This is a genomic window from Ferrovum sp., from assembly GCF_027317285.1.
In the GTDB taxonomy this organism is placed as follows: domain Bacteria; phylum Pseudomonadota; class Gammaproteobacteria; order Burkholderiales; family Ferrovaceae; genus Ferrovum.
The window spans coordinates 44,932-65,843 of the sequence record NZ_DAHVHV010000005.1 but is presented as its reverse complement, the minus strand read 5'-3'; the positions used below and the strand labels follow the sequence as shown (position 1 = coordinate 65,843).

The following is a 20,912-nucleotide window of genomic DNA, read 5'->3' as shown; positions in this document are numbered from 1 at the left end:
TTTCCATGAGCCGTTTGGCCCTGCAGTCCGGTCTTGCCTTGCTCCTGTTGGGCCTGTGGAGCACCGGGTCCACCGCACAGACTCCTTCCCCCGCTGCCTGTCGCGGCACCCTGTACCTGACCCTGGACACCGGATCCATGCAGGCCGCAGAGACCATTGCCGCGATCCTGCAGCGGCACCAGGTCAAGGCCACCTTTTTCGTGGCCAATGAACCCACCTGGCGCGGAGATCATGCCCTCGACGACAGTTGGCGCGATTTTTGGCGTGCACGGGTGCGGGAAGGCCACCATTTTGGCAACCACACCTGGTTTCATGCCACGTTGGTCAAAGACCTGCCTTCAGGCGCCATCCTGACCCGGGGCGGTGACCATGCGCCCCGCGAATTCGACAAGGCAGGGTTCTGTCAAAATCTGCAACGCGTCGATGAGCGCTTCAAGACACTCACCGGGCAACCCCTGGAACCCCTTTGGCGGGCGCCCGGCGGGCATCTCACCCCCAATGCCTCGTCCTGGGCCGGAGACTGTGGTTTCCCTCAGCATGTGGGTTGGTCTGCCGCCGGCTTTCTGGGGGATGAGTTGCCCTCGGAAAAATATCCCAATCCGCGTTTGCTGAACCAGGCCCTGACTCACCTCAAGGATGGCGATATCTTGATGATGCATCTGGGCATTCGCTCTCGCCATGACCCTTTCGTACGGGTCTTCGAACCCCTGATCACTGGCTTGCAGGCGCGTGGCTTCTGTTTCGCCACCCTGCCCAAAACCGCCGAATGAGCGCGAGGCCATCCCCATGACCTGGTTTGAGACCTTCATGAATGGATTTACGCTGGCTCAGGCCTGGCTCTTCGAGCATTGCGTCAATCCGTTGCTTCCCCCTCTGGGCTTGCTGGCCTATCAGGAGGAGGCCTTCGACGCCACGGAATTCGCTCTGGTGGGCATGGGAGAAATCGCCTTTCTGGTCCTGTTTTTTCGCCCACTCGAAGCGCTTTTTCCTGCCGAACGCTGGTCTGGACGGCGTGGGGTGCGCGTGGACATTCTCTATACCCTTCTCCACCGCCTGGGTTTCATTCCCCTCGTGATGTTCGTTCTGATGTGGCCCCTCACCTTCAAACTGGATGCCTGGTTGCGGTTCCATGGATTCATCCCCTATACTCTGGAAGACCTCATCCCCGCTCTGGAAAATCGCCCGCTCACCACCTTTTTTGCCTACCTCGTCATCCTCGACTTCTTTTCCTACTGGCTGCACCGCTTCCAGCACCGGCTGGAATGGTGGTGGGCCCTGCATGGCGTCCATCACAGCCAGCAAACCATGAGTTACTGGTCTGACGACCGCACCCATCTTCTGGATGACGTCCTCACGGCCGCCTGTTTCTCCCTGCTCAGTCTGGCCATCGGCGTGGAACCCGGCCAGTTCATCCTGCTCATGATGATCCCCCGCATCCTGCAAAGTCTGGCCCATGCCAACATTGACTGGCGCTTTGGACCCTTTGAGCGTTGTCTGGTCAGCCCCCATTACCATCGTTATCACCACGGCATGGGCACGGGCAGCGAAAGCGGCCAGTTGAGCTGCAATTTTGCCGTGCTCTTCCCGATCTGGGACATCCTGTTCGGAACTGCCAATTTTTCAAGGGAGACGCCGCCCACCGGCATTGCCGATCAGCGGGAGGGACGGGACTATGGAAAGGGGTTCTGGGCCCAGCAACGACTGGGCTGCCAGAGACTCTGGTCCGCCCTGACCCTGGGGAAGGCCTGACCCTTACCCCAGGGAACGGGTACTCAGTTGAGAATCAACTGGTTGAGACGTTTGACGAATTGAGCGGGATCTTCCAGTTGTCCGCCTTCGGCCAGCAAGGACTGATCAAAAAGTAACTGGCTCCAGTCGGAAATGCGCTGTGGATCCGTTTCCAGTTTGAGACGCAGAATCAAACGGTGATCGGGGTTGATCTCGAGGATGGGCTTGGAAGTGGGCACGGACTGGCCCACGGATTTCAGGAAACGCGCCATGTTACCCGACAGGTCCCCCTCTTCCACCACCAGACAGGCGGGAGATTCGGTCAACCGATGGCTGACGCGAACGCTCTTGACCTGTTCCCCCAACGCCCCCTGCATGGCCTCCAGCAAGGGTTTCAGGGTTTCCGAATCCGAGGTTTCCACCTTGGGTTTTTCGATCCCCAATTTGGTCAGATCCAGGTCTCCCTTGGCCACGGAGTGAAGTTTCTTCTCTTCGAAACTTTCCAGGTGGGACACGACCCACTCGTCCACGCGATCGGACAGGAGGAGAACCTCGATCCCACGGGACCGGAAAATCTCCAGGTGCGGGCTGTTCCTGGCTGCGGCAAAACTTTCTGCGGTCACATAGTAAATGGTGTCCTGCCCTTCCTTCATGCGCCCAACATAGTCCTTGAGCGACTCGGTCTGGTCGGGTTTGTCCGTGTGGGTGGTGGAAAAGCGCAGCAGTCCCGCCCATTTCTCACGATTGGCATATTCCTCACCCGCCCCTTCCTTGAAGGCGCGTCCGAACTCATTCCAGAACTGCTGATATTTCTCTTTCTGGTTCTCTGCGAGATCTTCGAGCAAGCCCAGCACCTTGCGCGTGCAACCGGCCCGGATGGTATCGATGTCCTTGGATTCCTGCAGGATTTCACGCGACACATTGAGCGGCAGATCGGCCGAGTCGATCACCCCCCGCACAAAGCGCAGATACTGGGGCACCAGTTTCTTGGCATCTTCCATGATGAAAACGCGCCGCACATACAATTTGATCCCGTGACGAGGCTCTCGCTCCCACAGATCAAAAGGCGCACGGGCCGGAATGTAGAGCAGTTCCGTGTATTCCTGTTTGCCTTCCACCCGCGCATGACTCCAGGCCAGAGGAGACTCGAAGTCGTGGGAAACGTGCTTGTAAAACTCCTGATACTGCTCTTCCGTGATTTCGTTCTTGGGGCGTGCCCACAGCGCATTGGCCTGATTGAGGGTTTCTTCCTCCGGCTCGTTGACGACCTTTTCTTCCCCTTCCTGAGCCGGAATGGGGTCTTTTTTCATGCGAATCGGCAACTGGATATGATCGGAGTAGCGCCGCACGATACCGCGCAACTTCCAGGCGTCGAGAAACCCCTCTTCCCCTTCCTTGAGGTGCAGCGTCACCGTCGTTCCGCGCGTTGGAACTTCCAGCGTTTCAATGGAGAAGGAACCATCCCCCGACGACTCCCACTGTACGCCCTCCGATGCAGTCGCCCCGGCCCGGCGGGTAGTCAGGGTCACCTTGTCCGCAACGATGAAGGAAGAATAGAAGCCAACCCCGAACTGCCCGATCAATGCAGAATCCTTGGCCTGGTCGCCAGACAGTTTACCCAGAAACTCCCTGGTTCCGGAGCGAGCGATGGTCCCGATGTTCCCGATCACTTCTTCCCGCGACATCCCCACCCCATTATCCCGGATGGTCAATGTGCGTGCTTCCTTATTGATCTCCAGATGGACCGCCAGATCGGGGTCACTTTCCAGCAGCGTCGGGTACTGAATGGACTCGAAACGCAGTTTGTCACAGGCGTCGGAGGCGTTGGAAATCAATTCGCGTAAAAATATTTCCTTGTTGCTGTACAGGGAATGAATCATCAACTGCAGCAACTGCTTGACTTCGGTCTGAAAATTCAGGGATTCCTTATGGCTCATGGTGTCATCACATCCGTGGGTTTGAACGAAAAATACAGCGATGCCCCTGAGTTGGGGGCAATCAACCCAATTTCAAGTAGGGGAAAAGGTCCGGAGCCACAGCAGACCTGCCACTGTCTTGGCGTCACAGATACGCCCTGTCTCCACCCAGCGCCAGGCCTCTTCCAGAGGTACTGCCAGGGTTTCGAGAAATTCTTCCTCATCGCGCCGGATTTCTTCGAAAACAAGGTCCTGAGCCAGGAAATAGGTGATCTGTTCGGTGGAATAAGCGATACACAGATCCAGACACATGAGTTTTTTCCAGCGTCCCGCCCGGTATCCGGTTTCTTCCTGCAATTCCCGTTGCGCCGCTTTCAGCGGATCCTCGCCCGGATCCAGTTTGCCTGCCGGGATTTCAAAGTAATGACGCCGTTGAGGGTAGCGAAACTGATACTCGAGCAGTACCGTTTTTTCATCGATCAGAGGAACGATGGCCGCAGCACCGTGATGCCGGATATATTCCCGGGTGGCCTCCTGACCATTGGGAAGTTGGACCCGGTCTTCATGAACATCCAGCAACGCCCCCCGATAGCGCGGAACCGAATCGAGAGTCCGTTCCGTGAAGTCCGGCCATTGGTGATCAGGCAAAGTCCAGTCAAGGGACACGGATTACGTTACCCGCGCAGCGACTGAGCAATGGATGCCGTACACAGATCGATGAGCGGCTGCGGAATGATTCCGAGCGCGAGCAACGTCAGCGCATTGATGCTGAGCAGTAGACGATGATCGCTTTCCCCCATGATCGGGGTATCGTTCTCGGGTTCGTCCATGTACATCAACTTGATGATGCGCAGATAATAAAACGCGCCGATCAGGGACATGAGTACCGCCACGACCACCAGCCAGGTCAGCCCGGCATCCAGGACGGCACTGAGCACAGCCAACTTGGCAAAGAAACCCGCAGAAACCGGAATCCCTGCCATGGAGATCATGATCAGCAGCATCAGGAAGGCATACCAGGGGCTGCGCTTGTTCAGTCCTTTCAGATCATTCAGTTGATCCGCCTCGAAACCCTCGCGACTCATGAGCAGAATCAGGCCAAAGGCGGCCAGACTCATGAGCACGTATGTGACCGCATAGAACATGGCCGCCGCGTACCCTCCCAGGGTCCCCGACAGGATGCCCAGCAACAGGAACCCCATGTGCGCAATGGTGGAATAGGCCAGCATACGCTTGAGGTTGGTTTGGGCGATCGCCGTCACGTTTCCGACCAGCAGGGACAATACCGAAACAATGATGAGCATGGATTGCCAGTCCGCAACCATCGGCCCCATGGCGCCCGCCAACAGACGCATGAAGAACGCAAAACCGGCAAGTTTGGGCGCCGTGCTCACAAACAGGGTCACTGCGGTGGGCGCCCCTTCGTATACATCGGGTACCCACATGTGGAAAGGCACCACCCCCAACTTGAAGGACAGACCCGCCACCATGAATACCAGCCCAAGGACCAGAATGCCCGGATCGGCATTACCCTGAGCGATGGCATTGGCGACTTCGGCCATTTGCAGGGATCCTGTGGCGCCATAGATCATGGATAGGCCATACAGCAACATGCCGGAAGCCAAAGCCGCCAGGACGAAGTATTTCATGGCGGCTTCGGTGGCAACGGCCGAGTCCCGCTGCAACGCAATCAAGGCGGCGAGAGAAAGCGAAAGCAGTTCCAACCCGAGATAGAGCACCAGGAAGTGGTTGGCGGAGATCATGACCATGACCCCGAGCAGCGCAAAGAGGATCAGGACGAAAAACTCCCCCTTGAACAAACCACGGCTTTGAATGTAGTCCCGCGAATAGGCAAAAACGAAGGATACCGTCAGCACGGAGATCATCTTCAGGGTACGAGCCATGGGGTCATCCACAAAGGACCCATTGAAGGTCGTCACCACCTGTCCCAGGGAACCGATCAGAAGGAAGCCGGCCGTCCCCACCAGGGCCAGTTGGGCATAGGCATAAGTCAGGAATCGTTTGGACTCGGAAATGAACAGGTCCGCGATCAGCAGGGCAGAAAGTGCCCCCAGAAGAAAAATTTCCGGGTAGGCTGGAACCAGATTGGGTGTGGCGAAGGTCATCGTCGCTCCATCAGAACTTGGGGGTCGAGGCCTGCTCGATCAATTGCAGGACCGAAGCGTGCATGGGTTCGGAGAACAGCTTGGGGTATAGCCCCATCCCCAGCACCAGCAGTGCCAGAATGATCAGAAACAGGAATTCTCGGCTGGAAATATCCTTGAGGGCCGCCACATGGTCATTGGCCACTTCCCCGAAGATAACCCGCTTCACCATCCATAACGTATAGGCGGCGCCCAGAACCAGGGTGGTGGCGGCCAGTGCGGCATACCAGAAATTGACCTGTATCGCGCCCAGGACGACGATGAATTCACCGATGAAACCACTGGTCCCGGGCAAGCCCGCATTGGCCATGGAAAACAACATCATGAAGGCCGCAAACCTGGGCATGGTATTGGCCACCCCACCATAATCGGCAATTTGTCGCGTGTGCATGCGGTCATACAGTACGCCGATGCACAGGAACATGGCCCCCGAGATAAATCCGTGCGAGATCATCTGGAGCAGACCGCCCTCCATGCCCATGGGGTTGAACAGGAAGATCCCCAGCGTCACAAACCCCATGTGCGAAATGGACGAATAGGCCACCAGTTTCTTCATGTCCTGCTGGACCAGAGCCACCAGACCGATATACACCACAGCGATCAAGGACAGGGTGATCATCGTCCCGGCGAGGGCATGACTGGCATCCGGGGTAATCGGCAAGTTGAAACGCAGAAACCCGTAAGCCCCGATTTTCAGGGTGATGGCAGCCAGAATGACCGAACCTCCCGTGGGGGCCTCAACGTGCGCATCGGGCAACCACGTGTGAACCGGCCACATCGGCACCTTGACGGCGAAGGACATGAAGAAGGCGATGAAAAGCAGGATCTGGACCCCCAGAGGAAGGGCTACTGCCTGGAATTTCAGGATTTCGAAAGACTCTCCGGCCTCGAAGTAAAGATAGATGAAGGCCGCCAGCATGAGCAGGGAACCCAGCAGGGTATACAGAAAGAACTTGATGGAGGCATAGACCCGGCGCGGCCCCCCCCAGACCCCGATGATCAGGTACATGGGGATCAGCATGGCTTCAAAGAAGACATAGAACAGGATGGCATCGAGTGAGGCAAACACGCCGTTGATCAGCCCGGACATGATCAGGAAGGCCGCCATGTACTGGGCCTGCCGTTTCTCGATGACGATCCAGCCCGCAATCACCACCAGAACGGTCATGAAACTGTTGAGCAGGACAAACCACAAGGAAATCCCGTCGATTCCCAGGTGATAAGTGATGTTGAAAGCAGGAATCCAGCGGTAGGCTTCTTCGAACTGCATGGCCGCCGAGGCGTTGATGAATCCGGTATAAAGGGGAAGAGTGACCAGGAAGCCCAGTAGAGCCCCCACCAGTGCCACGCCACGGGTTAGTCCCGGATTGGAATCGCGCCCCAGAGCGAGGACGAGAATCCCTGCCAGAATGGGAACCCAGATACTCAAGGAAAGAAGATGGTGTGCAGTCATGGAATTCCGCTCAGATTACGCTTTGATGAACCACAGGCTCATCAGGAAGAACACCCCAAAAATCATGGCAAAGGCGTAGTGGTAGATGTAGCCCGTCTGGATCCGGCGAAGACGTGTGGACAGGGCTCCCACCAGTTGGGCAGAACCATTGACGATCCAGCCATCGATGAACTTCGTGTCGCCCAGTTTCCACAACCCACGCCCGACACAACGGGCACCGCCAGCAATAAAAATTTCATTGAAACGGTCAAAGTAATATTTATTGTCCAGCAGGGTATAAATGGCGCCCGATTCACGGGCAATCGTCGCAGGAATATGGGTCCACTTGAGGTAGAAGGCGGCCGCCAACGCAACCCCGGAAATAGCCAGCCAGAAAGGCAGGGACTGGACTCCCTCGACCACGAAAGGCCCGACTCCCCGCCAGGCTTCGCGCATTTCCGGCAGGGCACCCGTCCCGGGCAACAGGGTAATGGAGGAACCGAAATAATCCCCCATGACCATGGGGCCGATGAAGATCCAACCGGCTATGACCGAGGGAATGGCCAGCATGATGAGCGGCAGGGTAATCACCCAGGGCGATTCATGGAGATGTTCCCGGGTGTGATGGTCCATGCGCGGTTTTCCATGAAACGTCATGAAAAGCATGCGAAAACTGTAAAACGCCGTCACGAATACCCCGGCCAGAACGGCAAAGGAAGCAAACCCCGAGCCTGGCAAATGGCTGGCACGCACGGCCTCGATGATGGCATCCTTGGAAAAGAATCCGGCAAAGGGCGGAATACCTGCCAGAGCCAGGGAACCGATCAGCGCCGTCACATAGGTGATGGGCATGTACCGCCGGAGTCCCCCCATTTTGCGCATGTCCTGCTCATGATGCATGGCATGGATCACGGATCCCGCGCCCAGAAACAGGAGCGCCTTGAAAAAGGCATGGGTCCCCAGATGAAAAATCGCCACCGGATAGGCCGAGGCGCCCAATGCCACGGTCATGTACCCCAGTTGCGACAGAGTGGAGTAAGCCACCACCCGTTTGATGTCGTTCTGGATCAGCCCCAGAAACGCCATGAACAGCGCGGTGCAGGCGCCGATCACGAGGACGGTGGAGCGGGCCGTGGGGGACAATTCGAAGAGGGGCGACATGCGGGACACCATGAAAATCCCGGCAGTCACCATGGTCGCCGCATGAATCAGGGCTGAAATGGGGGTCGGGCCTTCCATGGAATCGGGGAGCCAGACATGCAGGGGCATCTGTGCCGATTTACCCATGGCCCCCACGAACAGCAGCAGACAAATGACCGTGATCAGCGAGACGGGAGCGCCCCCGCACAATTCGATGGTATCGCGCGCAAAATCCGGAGCCTGCTGAAACACCGTCGCGTAATCGAGGGAACCGAAATGGGCCTGGATCAGGGCAATCCCGAGCAGAAAGCCCAAATCACCCACCCGATTCACCAGGAATGCCTTGAGGTTGGCATAAATGGCTGTGGGCCGGGTATACCAAAAGCCGATCAGCAGATAGGACACCAGGCCGACCGCCTCCCAGCCAAAAAACAACTGGACGAAATTATTGGCCATCACCAGCATCAGCATGGAGAAGGTAAAGAGCGAGATGTAACTGAAAAACCGCTGATACCCGTCATCGTCGTGCATATACCCAATGGTGTAGATATGGACCATGAGCGAAACGAAAGTCACCACCAGCATCATCGTGACGGTGAGCGGATCGATCAGGAACCCCACCTCGAAGACCGAAGAGTCTCCCATGGTCAGCCATTGATAGACGGTCCCGTTGAAGGAGTGTCCTGCAAAGACATCCTGGGCAATCACCAGGGAGGCCACAAAGGACACTGCCACACCCAGGATCGTGACCGTATGACTGCCTGCCTTGCCCAGGGCTTTTCCAAACAACCCTGCCAGCAATGCCCCCAATAGGGGGGCCAGAGGGACCAGAAGATAAAGACTTGGCACACTCATGTCGATCATTCCTTGAGGTGGCTGAGGTCGTCCACATGAATGGAGCGCAGGTTGCGGAACAGCACCACCAGAATGGCCAGACCAATGGCCGATTCCGCTGCTGCTACGGTAAGAATGAAGAAAACGAAAATCTGGCCCGCCGTATCATGCAGATAATGGGAAAAAGCCACGAAGTTCATGTTCACGGCCAACAGCATCAGTTCGATGCACATGAGCAGAATGATGAGGTTCTTCCGGTTGAGAAAAATCCCCACGATGCTGATGGCAAACAGCAGAGATCCGAGCATGAGATAGTCTGTCAGATTGAGCATTACAACTCCCTCTCGGCGGGCATGGACACGACCCGCAGGCGGTCGGCCGCTTTGACCTGAACCTGCATGGCGGGATCGATGTGCTTGGAATCCTTGCGGCGACGCAAGGTCAAGGCGATGGCGGCAACGATGGCCACCAGCAGGATGACGGCAGCCAGTTCAAAGGAGAGAACGTAATCGGTATACAGAAGACGTCCCAACTCCTTGGTATTGCTGATCGAGCCCCGGGAGTCCGGAACCATGGAGGAGAACTGGCGACTGCTCACCACCAGCCACATTTCCAGCACCATCAACAACGCAACTCCCCCACCGAGGGGCAGATGCTTCCAGAATCCCTGGCGCAGTCGCTCGTTGTCGATATTGAGCATCATGACCACAAACAGGAAGAGGACCATCACCGCACCCACATAGACCAGGACCAGGACGATGGCAAGGAATTCGGCCTCGAGCATCATCCACAACGCTGAGCCGGTGAAAAAGGCCAGCACCAGGAACAATGCGGCATGAACCGGGTTTCGGGCGGTAATCACGCCCACACCGGCCCCCACCAGGACCAGCGCAAAGGCCATGAACAACAGGAAGGAAGAATCAAGCACGGTGCGTCATCCTCATCGGTAAGGGGCATCTTCTGCCCGGTCGGCCGCAATCTGGGCTTCGTAACGATCTCCCACGGCCAGGAGTTTTTCCTTGGTCATGAGCAGATCGCCGCGCTGCTCGCCGTGGTATTCAAAAATACGCGTTTCGACAATGGAATCCACAGGGCAGGATTCTTCGCAGAAACCGCAGAAAATGCATTTGGTCAGGTCGATATCGTAGCGCGTCGTCCGCCGGCTTCCATCCTCCCGTTGTTCCGATTCGATGGTGATGGCCATGGCAGGACACACGGCTTCGCACAATTTGCAGGCGATGCAGCGTTCTTCCCCGTTGGGATAGCGACGCAAGGCATGCAGGCCACGGAAACGGGGCGACATGGGCGTCTTCTCTTCGGGATACTGCACGGTGATCTTGGGCGCAAAAAAATGACGTCCCGTAATGCTCATGCCCTTGAGCAATTCGGAGAGGGTCCAGTTCTTGACAAAGGATTTGAGGTCGGCCACAGGTTACTCCTCAACGGAACCAGAGATTGAGCACGGGAAGACCGCGCAGGGGTTCCTGCTGGAGCAGACCCACGATCACCAGCCAGATCAGGGTCACGGGAATGAATACCTTCCAGCCCAGACGCATGATCTGGTCATAGCGATAGCGCGGGAAGGTCGCCCGAAACCACAGGAACAGGAACAAAATGAAACTCATCTTGGCAAACAACCACAGGATTCCATCCGGCAGGAAGGAGACCGGTGACAGCCAGCCGCCCAGGAACATGAGGGAAGTCAGGGCGGCGATGAGGATCATGTTGGCGTATTCGGCCAGGAAAAATATGGCAAAAGCCATACCGGAGTATTCCACATGAAAACCCGCCACGATTTCTGATTCGCCCTCGGCCACGTCGAAGGGGGCCCGGTTGGTCTCGGCTGTCCCGGCAATCACGTAAATGACGAACATGGGAAAAAGCGGGATCCAGTTCCATTGCAGCAGTCCCAGATTTCCCTGCTGGGCCTTGACGATATCCACCAGATTGAGACTGTGGGACATCATCAGTACCGTCACCAAGGCAAATCCCATGGCGATTTCATAACTCACGATCTGGGCTGCAGAGCGCAGGGCCCCAAGGAAAGCGTATTTGGAGTTGGATGCCCAGCCGGCCAGTACCACGCCATAGACCCCCATGGAGGTGATGGCCATGATGTACAACAGTCCGGCGTCCACGTTGGCCAGTACCAGATCGGGGGTAAAGGGCACCACGGCCCAGGCTGCCAGGGCAGGCATGATGGCCAGCACGGGCGCCAGAACGAAGAGAAACTTGCTGGAGCCGCTGGGGACGATGATTTCCTTCATCAGCAGCTTGATCCCGTCCGCAATGGGCTGAAGCAAGCCCAATGGCCCAACCCGATTGGGACCGATGCGGATCTGCATGTAGCCGATGACCTTGCGCTCCGCCAGGGTCAGGTACGCCACCGCCCCCATCATGGGGACCACGATGGCCAGGATCTTGAGCAATGTCCAGACCAATGGCCAGAGCGGGCCGAAGAATGCTTGAAGCGTTTCCATCATGCCCCCTCCAGTACGACCATGCCCATGGCCTCGCCCAATGAAGCGCAGAGCGGATGGGCGATGGGCACCACCGCACAACCCTCCGCCAGTGTTTCATCCAGCGTCACGGGCAGAACCACACTGCCTTCTCCCTGGCGCACCCGTACCGACTGTCCGGCAGCCAGTCCCAGACTGGCTGCCTGAGCGGGATGCAGTATGACCCGAATGTTCCCTGCCAGAGCGGTTTCCTGTAACGCAGGGGCGCGTCGCACCAGCGGGTCGGCGTGGTAACCGGGTAACTCGCCCACCCGCTCCACGGTGCCCAGCGAAGCGCGAACCTTCAGAACGGGCGCGTGGGTCAGTTGATTGCTGAGTGCTTCGCGGCACCCCAGAGACAGATCGGGAGAAATTTCCGTACGCACCTCTTCGATGGTTTCCTGGTCAAACCCCGGACAATCCAGAAGATTGCCCAGCACGCGCCAGATTTTCCAGGCCGGACGCGCCTCACCCCGGGGCGGCACCACGCCGCTGAAGGATTGAACCCGTCCCTCCATGCTGACGAACGTTCCGGCAGTTTCGGTAAAAGGGGCGATGGGCAGCATGATCGTTGCCCATTGTTCCGCATCTCCCTTGAAGGCACTCAGGGCCACCACCGTCTCGGCCTGACGCAGCGCTTTCAAGGCCAGGGAGGGGTCTGCGCAATCCAGGGCCGGTTCCAACCCCATCACCACATAGGCCTGGCGCGGCTGGCGCCATTGCGCCTGGGCATCCAGCCCCGCCCGGGCATGGGTATGAAGCGTGCCGCGCTGCGGCAAAGCCCCGGCGAGCGCAGCACCCACCGTATTGGCGGCCAGCGCCAACTGTCCGAAGGAGGACCCCGTCATTTCGCCCAAGACCTGGGCCAAACGGTAGAGAGTCGCATAATCGGGATGTTGCTGAGCCAGTTGCCCCAATACCACCGCCGCCTTGCCCTGCGCTGCCAGCAGATCGGACGCACAGGCCACAGCCTCGGGCGAGGGGGTCGTGGTGGTCAGGGGCAACACGTCTTCAGGCAGGGAGGCGCCGGTCTGTTGGGCCACGGCACTCAGTATTTCGCCGAGCAGCGCCGACCATTCGCTGGGTTTTCCCACCAGGGTTCCCGCCACGGGCATGGCCCAATCCTCATGGCGCGCCGCCACCCGGTGCACCTGCGCTCCGGACCGGGCCGAACGCCGCAACCGTACCGCCAGCAGGGGTTGTTCCTGACGCAACCCCGACCCAATCACCAGGATCGCGCGCAGATCCGACCAGTGCGCAATCGCCATGCCCAGCCAGGGGGTTCCCTGTTGCAGGGGATCAAGAGAAAAATCCACCTGCCGGGTGCGGTGATCGATATTGTGACAACCCAGTTCGCGCAACAACTTCTGGGCCAAATAAAGTTCTTCGAGGGTTTGATGGGGGCTCAACAGGGCCCCGATCCCTTCTCCCCCGCTTTCATGGCGCACCTTCTCCAAACCGTCCACCACGCACTGCAGGGCTTCGGCCCAGGTGACCTGGATCCATTGTCCGTCGCGCTTGACCTGGGGGTGAAGGAGCCGGTCGGCGCTGTGCAATGCCTGATAGGAAAACCGGTCGCGGTCGGACAACCAGCATTCGTTGATTTCGTCGTTTTTACGGGGAAGCACGCGCACCACGTCGTTACGCATCTTGACCTGCACCTCGACCTGGGTCCCCAGCCCATCGTGAGGGCTCACAGAAGGGAAACGGGTCAATTCCCAGGACCGTGCCGAAAAACGAAAGGGCTTGCTGGTCAGTGCCCCCACGGGGCAGAGATCGATGGCGTTACCCGAAACTTCCGAATCCACGGTCAGGTCCATGAACGCCAGGATTTCCGAGTGCTCTCCCCGCCCGCCGACCCCCAGTTCCATGATCCCGGCAATCTCCTGGCCGTAACGCACACAGCGCGTGCACAGGATGCAACGCGTCATGTCGGTGGAAATGAGCGGCCCCAGATCCTTGTTGGAGACCACCCGTTTGGCTTCCTGGTACCGTGAAGCCCCGCCGCCATAGCCGACACTGAGATCCTGCAACTTGCATTCGCCGCCCTGGTCGCAGATGGGACAGTCGAGGGGATGATTGATGAGCAAAAATTCCATGACCGCCTTCTGCGCCTCGACGGCCAGGGGCGAATGGGTATACACCTTCATCCCTTCGGTCACGGGAGTGGCACAGGCCGGCAGAGGTTTCGGCGCCTTTTCCACCTGAACCAGACACATCCGGCAATTGGCGGCAATGGACAGTTTGCGGTGATAGCAAAAATGGGGAATCTTGATCCCCAGTTGCTTGGCCGCATCCATGACGGTGCGTCCGGCTTCAATCTGGGTAGGTTTTCCGTCGATTTCTAGGTTCAATAATGCCATGATCAGGCTGCCTTCTCTTGGGAACCGCTCACCGCCCCCACCAGGCAACGCCGGTGGACGACGTGATACTCGAATTCATCCCGAAAATGGGTCACGAAACTGCGCACCGGCATGGCCGCAGCATCACCGAGGGCACAGATGGTACGCCCCTGGATATTATTGGACAGGGAATGCAGCAGGTCCAGATCGTCCTGTCGTCCCTGCCCCTGTTCGATGCGATGGATGATACGGTACAGCCAGCCCGTCCCTTCCCGGCATGGCGTGCATTGTCCGCAGGATTCCTCATGATAGAACAGGGACAGACGCTCCAGCGCCCGCACCATGCAGGTGGTCTCGTCCATCACGATCACCGCTCCGGAGCCCAGCATGGAGCCCGCCTTGGAAATGGAATCATAGTCCATGTCCAGTTGCATCATGATGTCTCCGGGCAAGACCGGCATGGAGGAGCCGCCCGGAATAACCGCCTTGATCTTCCGTCCTCCCCGCATTCCGCCCGCCATTTCAAGAAGCATGGCGAAGGAAGTCCCCAGGGGAACCTCATAATTGCCCGGTCGGGTCACATGCCCCGAAACGGAAAAAATCTTGGTCCCGCCATTGTTTGGTTTGCCCAACTTCAAAAAGGCTTCGCCCCCATTGCGGATGATCCAGGGAACACAGGCAAAGGTTTCCGTGTTGTTGATGGTGGTCGGTTTGCCGTACAACCCGTAAGTGGCAGGAAAGGGGGGCTTGTAACGGGGTTGGCCCTTCTTGCCTTCCAGGGATTCCAGCAGGGCGGTTTCCTCGCCGCAGATGTAGGCCCCATAGCCGTGATGGTTGAACAAGTCGAAGGAAAATTCCGAACCCAGGATGTTCCGTCCCAGAAAACCCGCCGCGCGGGCCTGATCGATGGCTTCTTCGCAGCGCTGGTAGACTTCCCAGATTTCGCCGTGAATGTAGTTGTAACCGCGGGTCGCGCCCATGGCATACCCCGCAATGATCATCCCCTCGATCAGGGCATGGGGGTTATAGCGCAGGATGTCGCGATCCTTGAAGGTTCCCGGTTCCCCTTCGTCCGAATTGCACACCACATACTTGTCCCCCACATAGTTCTTGGGCATGAAGGTCCATTTCAGCCCGGTCGGGAAGCCTGCCCCCCCCCGGCCGCGCAACACGGATTTCTTGACTTCGTCGATAACCTGCTCAGGCGTCATGGGCGTCGTCAGGATCTTGCGCAAGGCCTCATAACCACCCCGCTGGAGGTAATGTTCCAGCGACCAGGTCCGATCGCGATCGAGCCCTTCGAGAATGACGCCGGTCATGACTTCAACTCCTTGAGCAGGGTATCCAGTTTTTCTTCATCCATGAAAGAGTGCATGCCGTGGTTGTCCACCAGAAGTACCGGCGCGTCCCCACAGGCCCCGAAACACTGCCCTTCCTTGAGACCGATTTCGCCGTCTGCCGTCACTTCTCCGAAACCGATGCCCAGTTTTTCCTTGAGCCGGTCACAAAACTCCATGGCCCCCGATAATGCGCAGGGCAGATTGGTGCACACCGTCAACTTGTGCCGCCCCATGGGTTTGAGGTTGTACATTTCATAGAAGGTGGCCACTTCATACACCGCAATGGGGGGCATGCCCAGATACTCGGCCACACTGTTCATGACTTCTTTCGACAACCAGCCATGCTGGACCTGGGCGATGCGCAGGGCCGACATCACCGCCGACTGTTTCTGATCCGCGGGGTACTTGGCGACTTCGCGGTCGATCTGTTGTTTGGATTCCGTACTCAGCATGATCAGCGGTCCACTTCTCCAAAAACGATATCCTGGGTCCCGATGATAGCCACCACGTCTGCAATCATATGCCCGCGTGACATTTCATCCAGACCGGCCATATGGGCAAAACCAGGGGCCCGAATCTTGAGACGGTAAGGTTTGTTGGCTCCATCGGAGACCAGATAAATGGCAAATTCACCCTTGGGGGCCTCCACGCTGGCCAAGGCCTCTCCCGGCGGGACATGCATGCCTTCGGTGAAGAGTTTGAAATGGTGAATCAACTCTTCCATGTTTTCCTTCATGGATTCCCGCGAGGGCGGGGCCACCTTGTGGTTATCCGTGATGACGGGCCCCGGGTTGCGCCGCAACCAGTCGATGCACTGGCGGACGATACGGTTGGATTGCTTCATCTCTTCCATCCGCACCAGGTAACGATCGTAACAATCGCCATTTACCCCCACCGGAATGTCAAAATCCATCTCGGCATAGGATTCATACGGTTGTTTCTTGCGCAGGTCCCAGGCCACCCCCGACCCGCGCAGCATGGGCCCCGTGAAGCCCAGGGACAAGGCGCGCTCCGGCGTCACGACCCCGATCCCCACCGTCCGCTGCTTCCAGATCCGGTTGTCGGTCAACAGATTATGGTAATCATCCAGATAGCCCGGGAAACGATCGATGAAATCTTCGATGAAATCGAGCAGTGAACCCTGACGATTACGGTTCAGGCGTTGGGCCTTGGCATCCGAACGTCCGCCCCGGACTTCCTTGTTGGCCAGGTGCAAGGGCATGCGCTCGGGCAAATCCCGATATACGCCACCGGGCCGATAATAGGCCGCATGCAGACGGGCACCGGAAACGGCTTCATAGCAGTCCACCAGATCTTCCCGTTCGCGGAACGCATAAAGGAACACCGTCATGGCCCCGATATCCAGTGCATGCGCGCCGATCCACAACAGGTGGTTGAGGATGCGCGTGATCTCGTCGAACATGACACGGATGTATTGAGCGCGGATCGGCACATCCACCTGCAACAATTTCTCGATGGCCAGAACATAGGCATGCTCGTTGCACATCATGGATACATAGTCGAGACGATCCATGTAGGGCACGTTTTGCAGGAAGGTACGGGTTTCCGCCAACTTCTCCGTCCCGCGATGCAGAAGACCGATATGGGGATCGGCCCGTTCGATCACCTCGCCGTCCAGTTCCAGAACCAGCCGCAACACCCCGTGTGCCGAGGGGTGCTGGGGGCCAAAGTTCATGGTGTAGTTACGTATTTCAGCCATTATGCCGTATCCCCATAATGTTCCGGACGCGTCGTACGCGGAATCACTTCACGCGGCGGAATACTGACCGGTTGATAGATGACCCGCTTTTGTTCCGGGTCGTAACGCATTTCCACGAACCCGGAAACAGGGAAGTCCTTGCGGAAGGGATGGCCCACGAAACCGTAGTCTGTCAGCAAACGGCGCAGGTCGGGGTGCCCGGAAAAAACGATCCCGAACAGATCAAAGGCCTCCCGTTCGAACCAGTTGGCCACAGACCATACCGTAACCACCGATTCCACCAGGGGAACCGGACCCTCGGGCGCAGCGACCTTGAGGCGCAGGCGCAGATTATGCTGAATCGAGAGCAGATGGACCACGATTCCGAAGCGGGGCCGGGACCAATGGGGGTAGGTGGAATAATCCATGCCGCACAGGTCGATGAGTTGCTCGAAACCGAATTCATCCCGCAAACGCAGGGCTGTTGCGAGCCAATGCGCCGTCCCCACCCGTACGGTCAGTTCGTCCAGTTGAATCGAGGATTCTTCCAGAACCTCGCCGAAGGCCTGGTCCAGTGCGCCCGCCAGTGTTTCAAGACGATTCAGCAAACTCATCAGGCCACCCGTGCGATGGTCTGGGTGCGGCGAATCTTTTGTTGCAGCTGGATCAAACCAAACAGCAGGGCCTCTGCCGTGGGAGGACAACCGGGAACATAGACATCCACCGGCACCACGCGGTCACAACCGCGCACCACCGAATAGGAATAATGGTAATACCCTCCGCCATTGGCGCAGGACCCCATGGAAACGACCCAGCGGGGTTCAGCCATCTGATCGTAGACCTTGCGCAGGGCAGGCGCCATTTTATTGCAGAGCGTCCCGGCCACGATCATGAGATCGGACTGACGGGGACTGGGACGAAAGACGATCCCGAAGCGATCCAGATCATAACGGGATGCACCGGCGTGCATCATTTCCACCGCACAACAGGCCAACCCGAACGTCATGGGCCAAAGGGAGCCCGTACGGGTCCAATTGATGACCGTATCCAGACTCGCGGTGACAAAACCTTCCTTGAGCACACCTTCCAGTGCCATGTTCCCCTCCCTAATGGATCAACCCGGCAATCGTTGCTTCATTCCCATTCGAGCGCGCCCTTGAGCCACTCGTAGGCAAACCCCACCACCAATATCCCCAGAAATACCAGCATGGCCAGAAAACCAAACCCGCCAATGTCTTTCAGCACCACAGCCCAAGGGAAGAGAAAGGCAATTTCCAGATCAAACAAAATGAAGAGAATCGCCACGAGGTAATAGCGTACATCGAAACGCATCCGCGCGTCTTCGAAGGCCTCGAAGCCACATTCGTAGGGAGAATTCTTTTCCGGATCGGGACGATGGGGCGCCAGGAACCAACCCAGAGCCGCGGGGACCACGCCCACGCCCACGCCCACCAGAATGAACAACAATACCGGTAAATAATGTTGTGACATCACATACTCGCAGTGTTTCCTGCACCCCCTCATAGGGCGGGTGCGATTATTATCATCGAGCACTTCCCCCAAATTGCTGGGGGGAAGCCCCGCCGAGTCCCGGGCATCCCGGAAACCCGACCTCCATAAGGGTCATTATGACACCATTGCTTCTGTTTGGCTGAAATCCCTGCCAAACCGTTTGCGACCATTCCATGGTGCCGATGAGCAGACTCGAACTGCTACGGCTTTCGCCACCGCCCCCTCAAGACGGCGTGTCTACCAATTTCACCACATCGGCTTGAAACTCATTCCCCTTTGACCAGGGGGGTACCAGTGTACCCTATTTTGGAATCTCGTTGGATTTTGTGGGGACCCCATTCGCTGGCGTCGAAACCACAGGAGCCTTGAGCGCACTGGCATCATTCATCACGCTCACCCCTTTGTTGCCATGTCCTGAATACCAGGTCAGCAGCATGCTGGTACAAAAAAACACGGCCGCCAGTACGGCCGTACTGCGACTGAGAAAATTCGATGCGCCCGAAGCGCCGAACAACCCGCCCGCAGAACCGCTCCCGAAGGCCGCGCCCATATCCGCACCCTTGCCATGCTGCATGAGAACCAATCCGATAATTCCAAGCGCGGCGCCCACATGTACGATCCAAACCACCGTTTCCATCACTCAGTCCCTTGACTCGCTTTCGCGGCTGCACGCGCGATCGCCAAAAATTCCTGCGCTACCAGGGAAGCGCCCCCCACCAGTGCCCCATCCACATCGGGCAAGGCCATCAATTCTACCGCGTTGGCACCTTTCACGCTACCGCCATAAAGAATCTGAATGTTTTCAGCCAAGTCCGGCGACACTTCGGCACATTGCCGACGCAGCCCGGCATGGACCTCCTGAACCTGCGCCGGGGTTGCGCTTCGCCCCGTCCCGATGGCCCAGATGGGCTCGTAGGCCAGGACCGAACGGGCCATCCCGGCCTCGCCCAATGTATCCAGAAGCACGCCCAACTGACCACGCACCACTTGCGCCGTTTTTCCCGATTCCCGCTGCTCGAGCGATTCTCCCAGACAAAGGATGGGAATCAGGTCCTGGGCCAGTGCCTGTTGCGCCTTGGCTGCCACCTGAAGGTCGGTTTCGCCGTGGCGCAGACGCCGTTCGGAATGACCGACCACCGTATACCGGCATCCGAATTCGCGCAACATGGAAGCCGCCACCTCACCGGTAAACGCGCCGCGCTCCTGGTCGCTGACGTCCTGTCCTCCCCAGGCGCAGGCCGAGCCGCCCAGCAACTGCTGCATCTGGGCCAGATAGGGCGCGGGGACCAGGACCGCCAATTCAACGGATTCCAACCGAGGTTCCGCCCGTAGCGCCTGTACCAATGCCTCATTGGCCGCACGAGAACCGTGCATTTTCCAGTTGCCTGCAATGAGTTTTTTACGCATGAACTGTTTCAAACCTTGCATGAAATAAATGTCTGGGCAGGATGATGCCTTGAAATGGCGTTTCTTGCAATGGGCAGGAAACAGCGCCCCCGGAGATCAACCGAATTTCCCGGTGATATAGTCTTCCGTCGCCTTCTGATTGGGCTTGGTAAAGATTTGATCCGTCTCGTCGAACTCGATCAATTCCCCCAGATACATATAGGCCGTGTAATCGGAAACCCGGGCGGCCTGCTGCATGTTGTGGGTAACCATGACCACGGTGTAATCGCTCTTCAGGTCATGCACCAGTTCCTCGATATGTGCCGTGGAAATGGGGTCGAGAGCCGAGCAGGGCTCATCCAGCAGGATCACCTCCGGCTTGATGGCAATGCAACGGGCAATACACAGACGCTGTTGCTGCCCCCCGGAAAGCCCGTTACCGCTCTGGCGCAGTTTGTCTTTCACCTCAGGCCACAATGCCGCTTTGCTCAGGGCCCATTCCACCCGCTCGTCCATTTCCACGGACGTCAGCTTTTCATACAATCTCACGCCAAAAGCGATGTTTTCATAAATCGACATGGGAAACGGGGTGGGTTTCTGGAAAACCATCCCGACACGCGCCCGCAACAGCGTGGGGTCTTCCCGACGGTCCAGGACATTCTTGCCATCCAGCAGAATTTGACCCGTGGTCCGATTGGACGGATAAAGTTCGTGCAGACGATTGAAGGTCCGCAGGAGAGTGGACTTGCCACATCCCGAAGGGCCGATGAAGGCCGTCACCTTGTTGGTCTGGATGTCCATGGTGACATTCTTCAAAGCATGGAAACGACCATAGTAGAAGTTGAGATTGCGGATGGCGATGCGCACTTCGGGTGCGATGGAAGAAAGATTGAAAACCTCGGAATGGCTCATGAAACCCC

The 20,912-nt window shown here is 57.8% G+C and carries 21 protein-coding genes and 1 tRNA gene; 2 read left to right on the top strand and 20 right to left on the bottom strand.

The window, feature by feature from the left end; genetic code table 11:
- The first annotated feature begins 5 nt into the window (after positions 1–5).
- Positions 6–770: a polysaccharide deacetylase family protein gene (locus M6F29_RS02710; RefSeq protein WP_298157261.1), complete on the top strand. Its 765-nt coding sequence runs from the start codon at positions 6–8 to the stop codon at positions 768–770.
- A 16-nt stretch (positions 771–786) separates the two neighbouring features.
- The gene (locus M6F29_RS02705; RefSeq protein WP_297485254.1) at positions 787–1,749 is read left to right on the top strand and encodes a sterol desaturase family protein; all 963 of its coding nucleotides are present in this window, start codon (positions 787–789) and stop codon (positions 1,747–1,749) included.
- A gap of 23 nt (positions 1,750–1,772) precedes the next feature.
- On the opposite strand, the gene htpG is transcribed toward M6F29_RS02705, so the two are convergent.
- The 20 genes from htpG to pstB all read right to left on the bottom strand — a co-directional run bounded on the left by htpG (position 1,773) and on the right by pstB (position 20,904).
- Positions 1,773–3,665, bottom strand: a complete 1,893-nt coding sequence (gene htpG / locus M6F29_RS02700) for a molecular chaperone HtpG (RefSeq protein WP_298157258.1) — start codon at positions 3,663–3,665, stop codon at positions 1,773–1,775.
- A 72-nt stretch (positions 3,666–3,737) separates the two neighbouring features.
- Positions 3,738–4,310, bottom strand: a complete 573-nt coding sequence (locus M6F29_RS02695; protein ID WP_297486420.1) for an NUDIX domain-containing protein — start codon at positions 4,308–4,310, stop codon at positions 3,738–3,740.
- An 8-nt stretch (positions 4,311–4,318) separates the two neighbouring features.
- Positions 4,319–5,770: an NADH-quinone oxidoreductase subunit NuoN gene (gene nuoN / locus M6F29_RS02690; protein ID WP_298157256.1), complete on the bottom strand. Its 1,452-nt coding sequence runs from the start codon at positions 5,768–5,770 to the stop codon at positions 4,319–4,321.
- A 10-nt stretch (positions 5,771–5,780) separates the two neighbouring features.
- The gene (locus M6F29_RS02685; protein WP_297478072.1) at positions 5,781–7,262 is read right to left on the bottom strand and encodes an NADH-quinone oxidoreductase subunit M; all 1,482 of its coding nucleotides are present in this window, start codon (positions 7,260–7,262) and stop codon (positions 5,781–5,783) included.
- A 15-nt stretch (positions 7,263–7,277) separates the two neighbouring features.
- Positions 7,278–9,245, bottom strand: coding sequence for an NADH-quinone oxidoreductase subunit L (nuoL, locus tag M6F29_RS02680; protein WP_524537685.1), 1,968 nt, complete (start codon positions 9,243–9,245; stop codon positions 7,278–7,280).
- The gene (gene nuoK, locus M6F29_RS02675; RefSeq protein ID WP_031595492.1) at positions 9,242–9,547 is read right to left on the bottom strand and encodes an NADH-quinone oxidoreductase subunit NuoK; all 306 of its coding nucleotides are present in this window, start codon (positions 9,545–9,547) and stop codon (positions 9,242–9,244) included. Before nuoK ends, nuoL begins: the two co-directional genes overlap by 4 nt.
- Complete coding sequence (locus M6F29_RS02670) at positions 9,547–10,116, bottom strand: NADH-quinone oxidoreductase subunit J (RefSeq protein ID WP_366525923.1); 570 nt, start codon at positions 10,114–10,116, stop codon at positions 9,547–9,549. Before M6F29_RS02670 ends, nuoK begins: the two co-directional genes overlap by 1 nt.
- Positions 10,117–10,155: 39 nt before the next feature.
- Complete coding sequence (gene nuoI / locus M6F29_RS02665; RefSeq protein WP_031595494.1) at positions 10,156–10,644, bottom strand: NADH-quinone oxidoreductase subunit NuoI; 489 nt, start codon at positions 10,642–10,644, stop codon at positions 10,156–10,158.
- A gap of 10 nt (positions 10,645–10,654) precedes the next feature.
- Positions 10,655–11,695, bottom strand: coding sequence for an NADH-quinone oxidoreductase subunit NuoH (nuoH, locus tag M6F29_RS02660; protein WP_521401700.1), 1,041 nt, complete (start codon positions 11,693–11,695; stop codon positions 10,655–10,657).
- Positions 11,695–14,076 carry an NADH-quinone oxidoreductase subunit NuoG gene (gene nuoG, locus M6F29_RS02655; protein ID WP_298157250.1) on the bottom strand — a complete coding sequence of 794 codons (2,382 nt, stop codon included), beginning with the start codon at positions 14,074–14,076 and terminating at the stop codon, positions 11,695–11,697. The genes nuoH and nuoG overlap by 1 nt, the downstream gene beginning before the upstream one ends.
- A 2-nt stretch (positions 14,077–14,078) precedes the next feature.
- The gene (gene nuoF / locus M6F29_RS02650; protein WP_298157247.1) at positions 14,079–15,374 is read right to left on the bottom strand and encodes an NADH-quinone oxidoreductase subunit NuoF; all 1,296 of its coding nucleotides are present in this window, start codon (positions 15,372–15,374) and stop codon (positions 14,079–14,081) included.
- Complete coding sequence (nuoE, locus tag M6F29_RS02645; protein WP_297484669.1) at positions 15,371–15,847, bottom strand: NADH-quinone oxidoreductase subunit NuoE; 477 nt, start codon at positions 15,845–15,847, stop codon at positions 15,371–15,373. The genes nuoF and nuoE overlap by 4 nt, the downstream gene beginning before the upstream one ends.
- 2 nt (positions 15,848–15,849) lie before the next feature.
- Positions 15,850–17,115, bottom strand: coding sequence for an NADH-quinone oxidoreductase subunit D (locus M6F29_RS02640; RefSeq protein ID WP_297457024.1), 1,266 nt, complete (start codon positions 17,113–17,115; stop codon positions 15,850–15,852).
- Entirely contained in the window at positions 17,115–17,702 is a 588-nt protein-coding gene (locus tag M6F29_RS02635) for an NADH-quinone oxidoreductase subunit C (RefSeq protein ID WP_366525922.1), read from the bottom strand. The genes M6F29_RS02640 and M6F29_RS02635 overlap by 1 nt, the downstream gene beginning before the upstream one ends.
- A 5-nt stretch (positions 17,703–17,707) precedes the next feature.
- Entirely contained in the window at positions 17,708–18,190 is a 483-nt protein-coding gene (locus M6F29_RS02630) for a NuoB/complex I 20 kDa subunit family protein (RefSeq protein WP_297457018.1), read from the bottom strand.
- Between the two features lie 38 nt (positions 18,191–18,228).
- Positions 18,229–18,585: an NADH-quinone oxidoreductase subunit A gene (locus M6F29_RS02625; protein WP_031595506.1), complete on the bottom strand. Its 357-nt coding sequence runs from the start codon at positions 18,583–18,585 to the stop codon at positions 18,229–18,231.
- Between the two features lie 195 nt (positions 18,586–18,780).
- Positions 18,781–18,865, bottom strand: a tRNA-Leu gene (locus tag M6F29_RS02620).
- 42 nt (positions 18,866–18,907) lie between these two features.
- Entirely contained in the window at positions 18,908–19,243 is a 336-nt protein-coding gene (gene secG, locus M6F29_RS02615; RefSeq protein WP_298157243.1) for a preprotein translocase subunit SecG, read from the bottom strand.
- Positions 19,243–20,013, bottom strand: a complete 771-nt coding sequence (gene tpiA / locus M6F29_RS02610) for a triose-phosphate isomerase (RefSeq protein ID WP_297457013.1) — start codon at positions 20,011–20,013, stop codon at positions 19,243–19,245. The genes secG and tpiA overlap by 1 nt, the downstream gene beginning before the upstream one ends.
- 96 nt (positions 20,014–20,109) lie before the next feature.
- Positions 20,110–20,904: a phosphate ABC transporter ATP-binding protein PstB gene (pstB, locus tag M6F29_RS02605; protein WP_297457010.1), complete on the bottom strand. Its 795-nt coding sequence runs from the start codon at positions 20,902–20,904 to the stop codon at positions 20,110–20,112.
- Positions 20,905–20,912 lie beyond the last annotated feature (8 nt).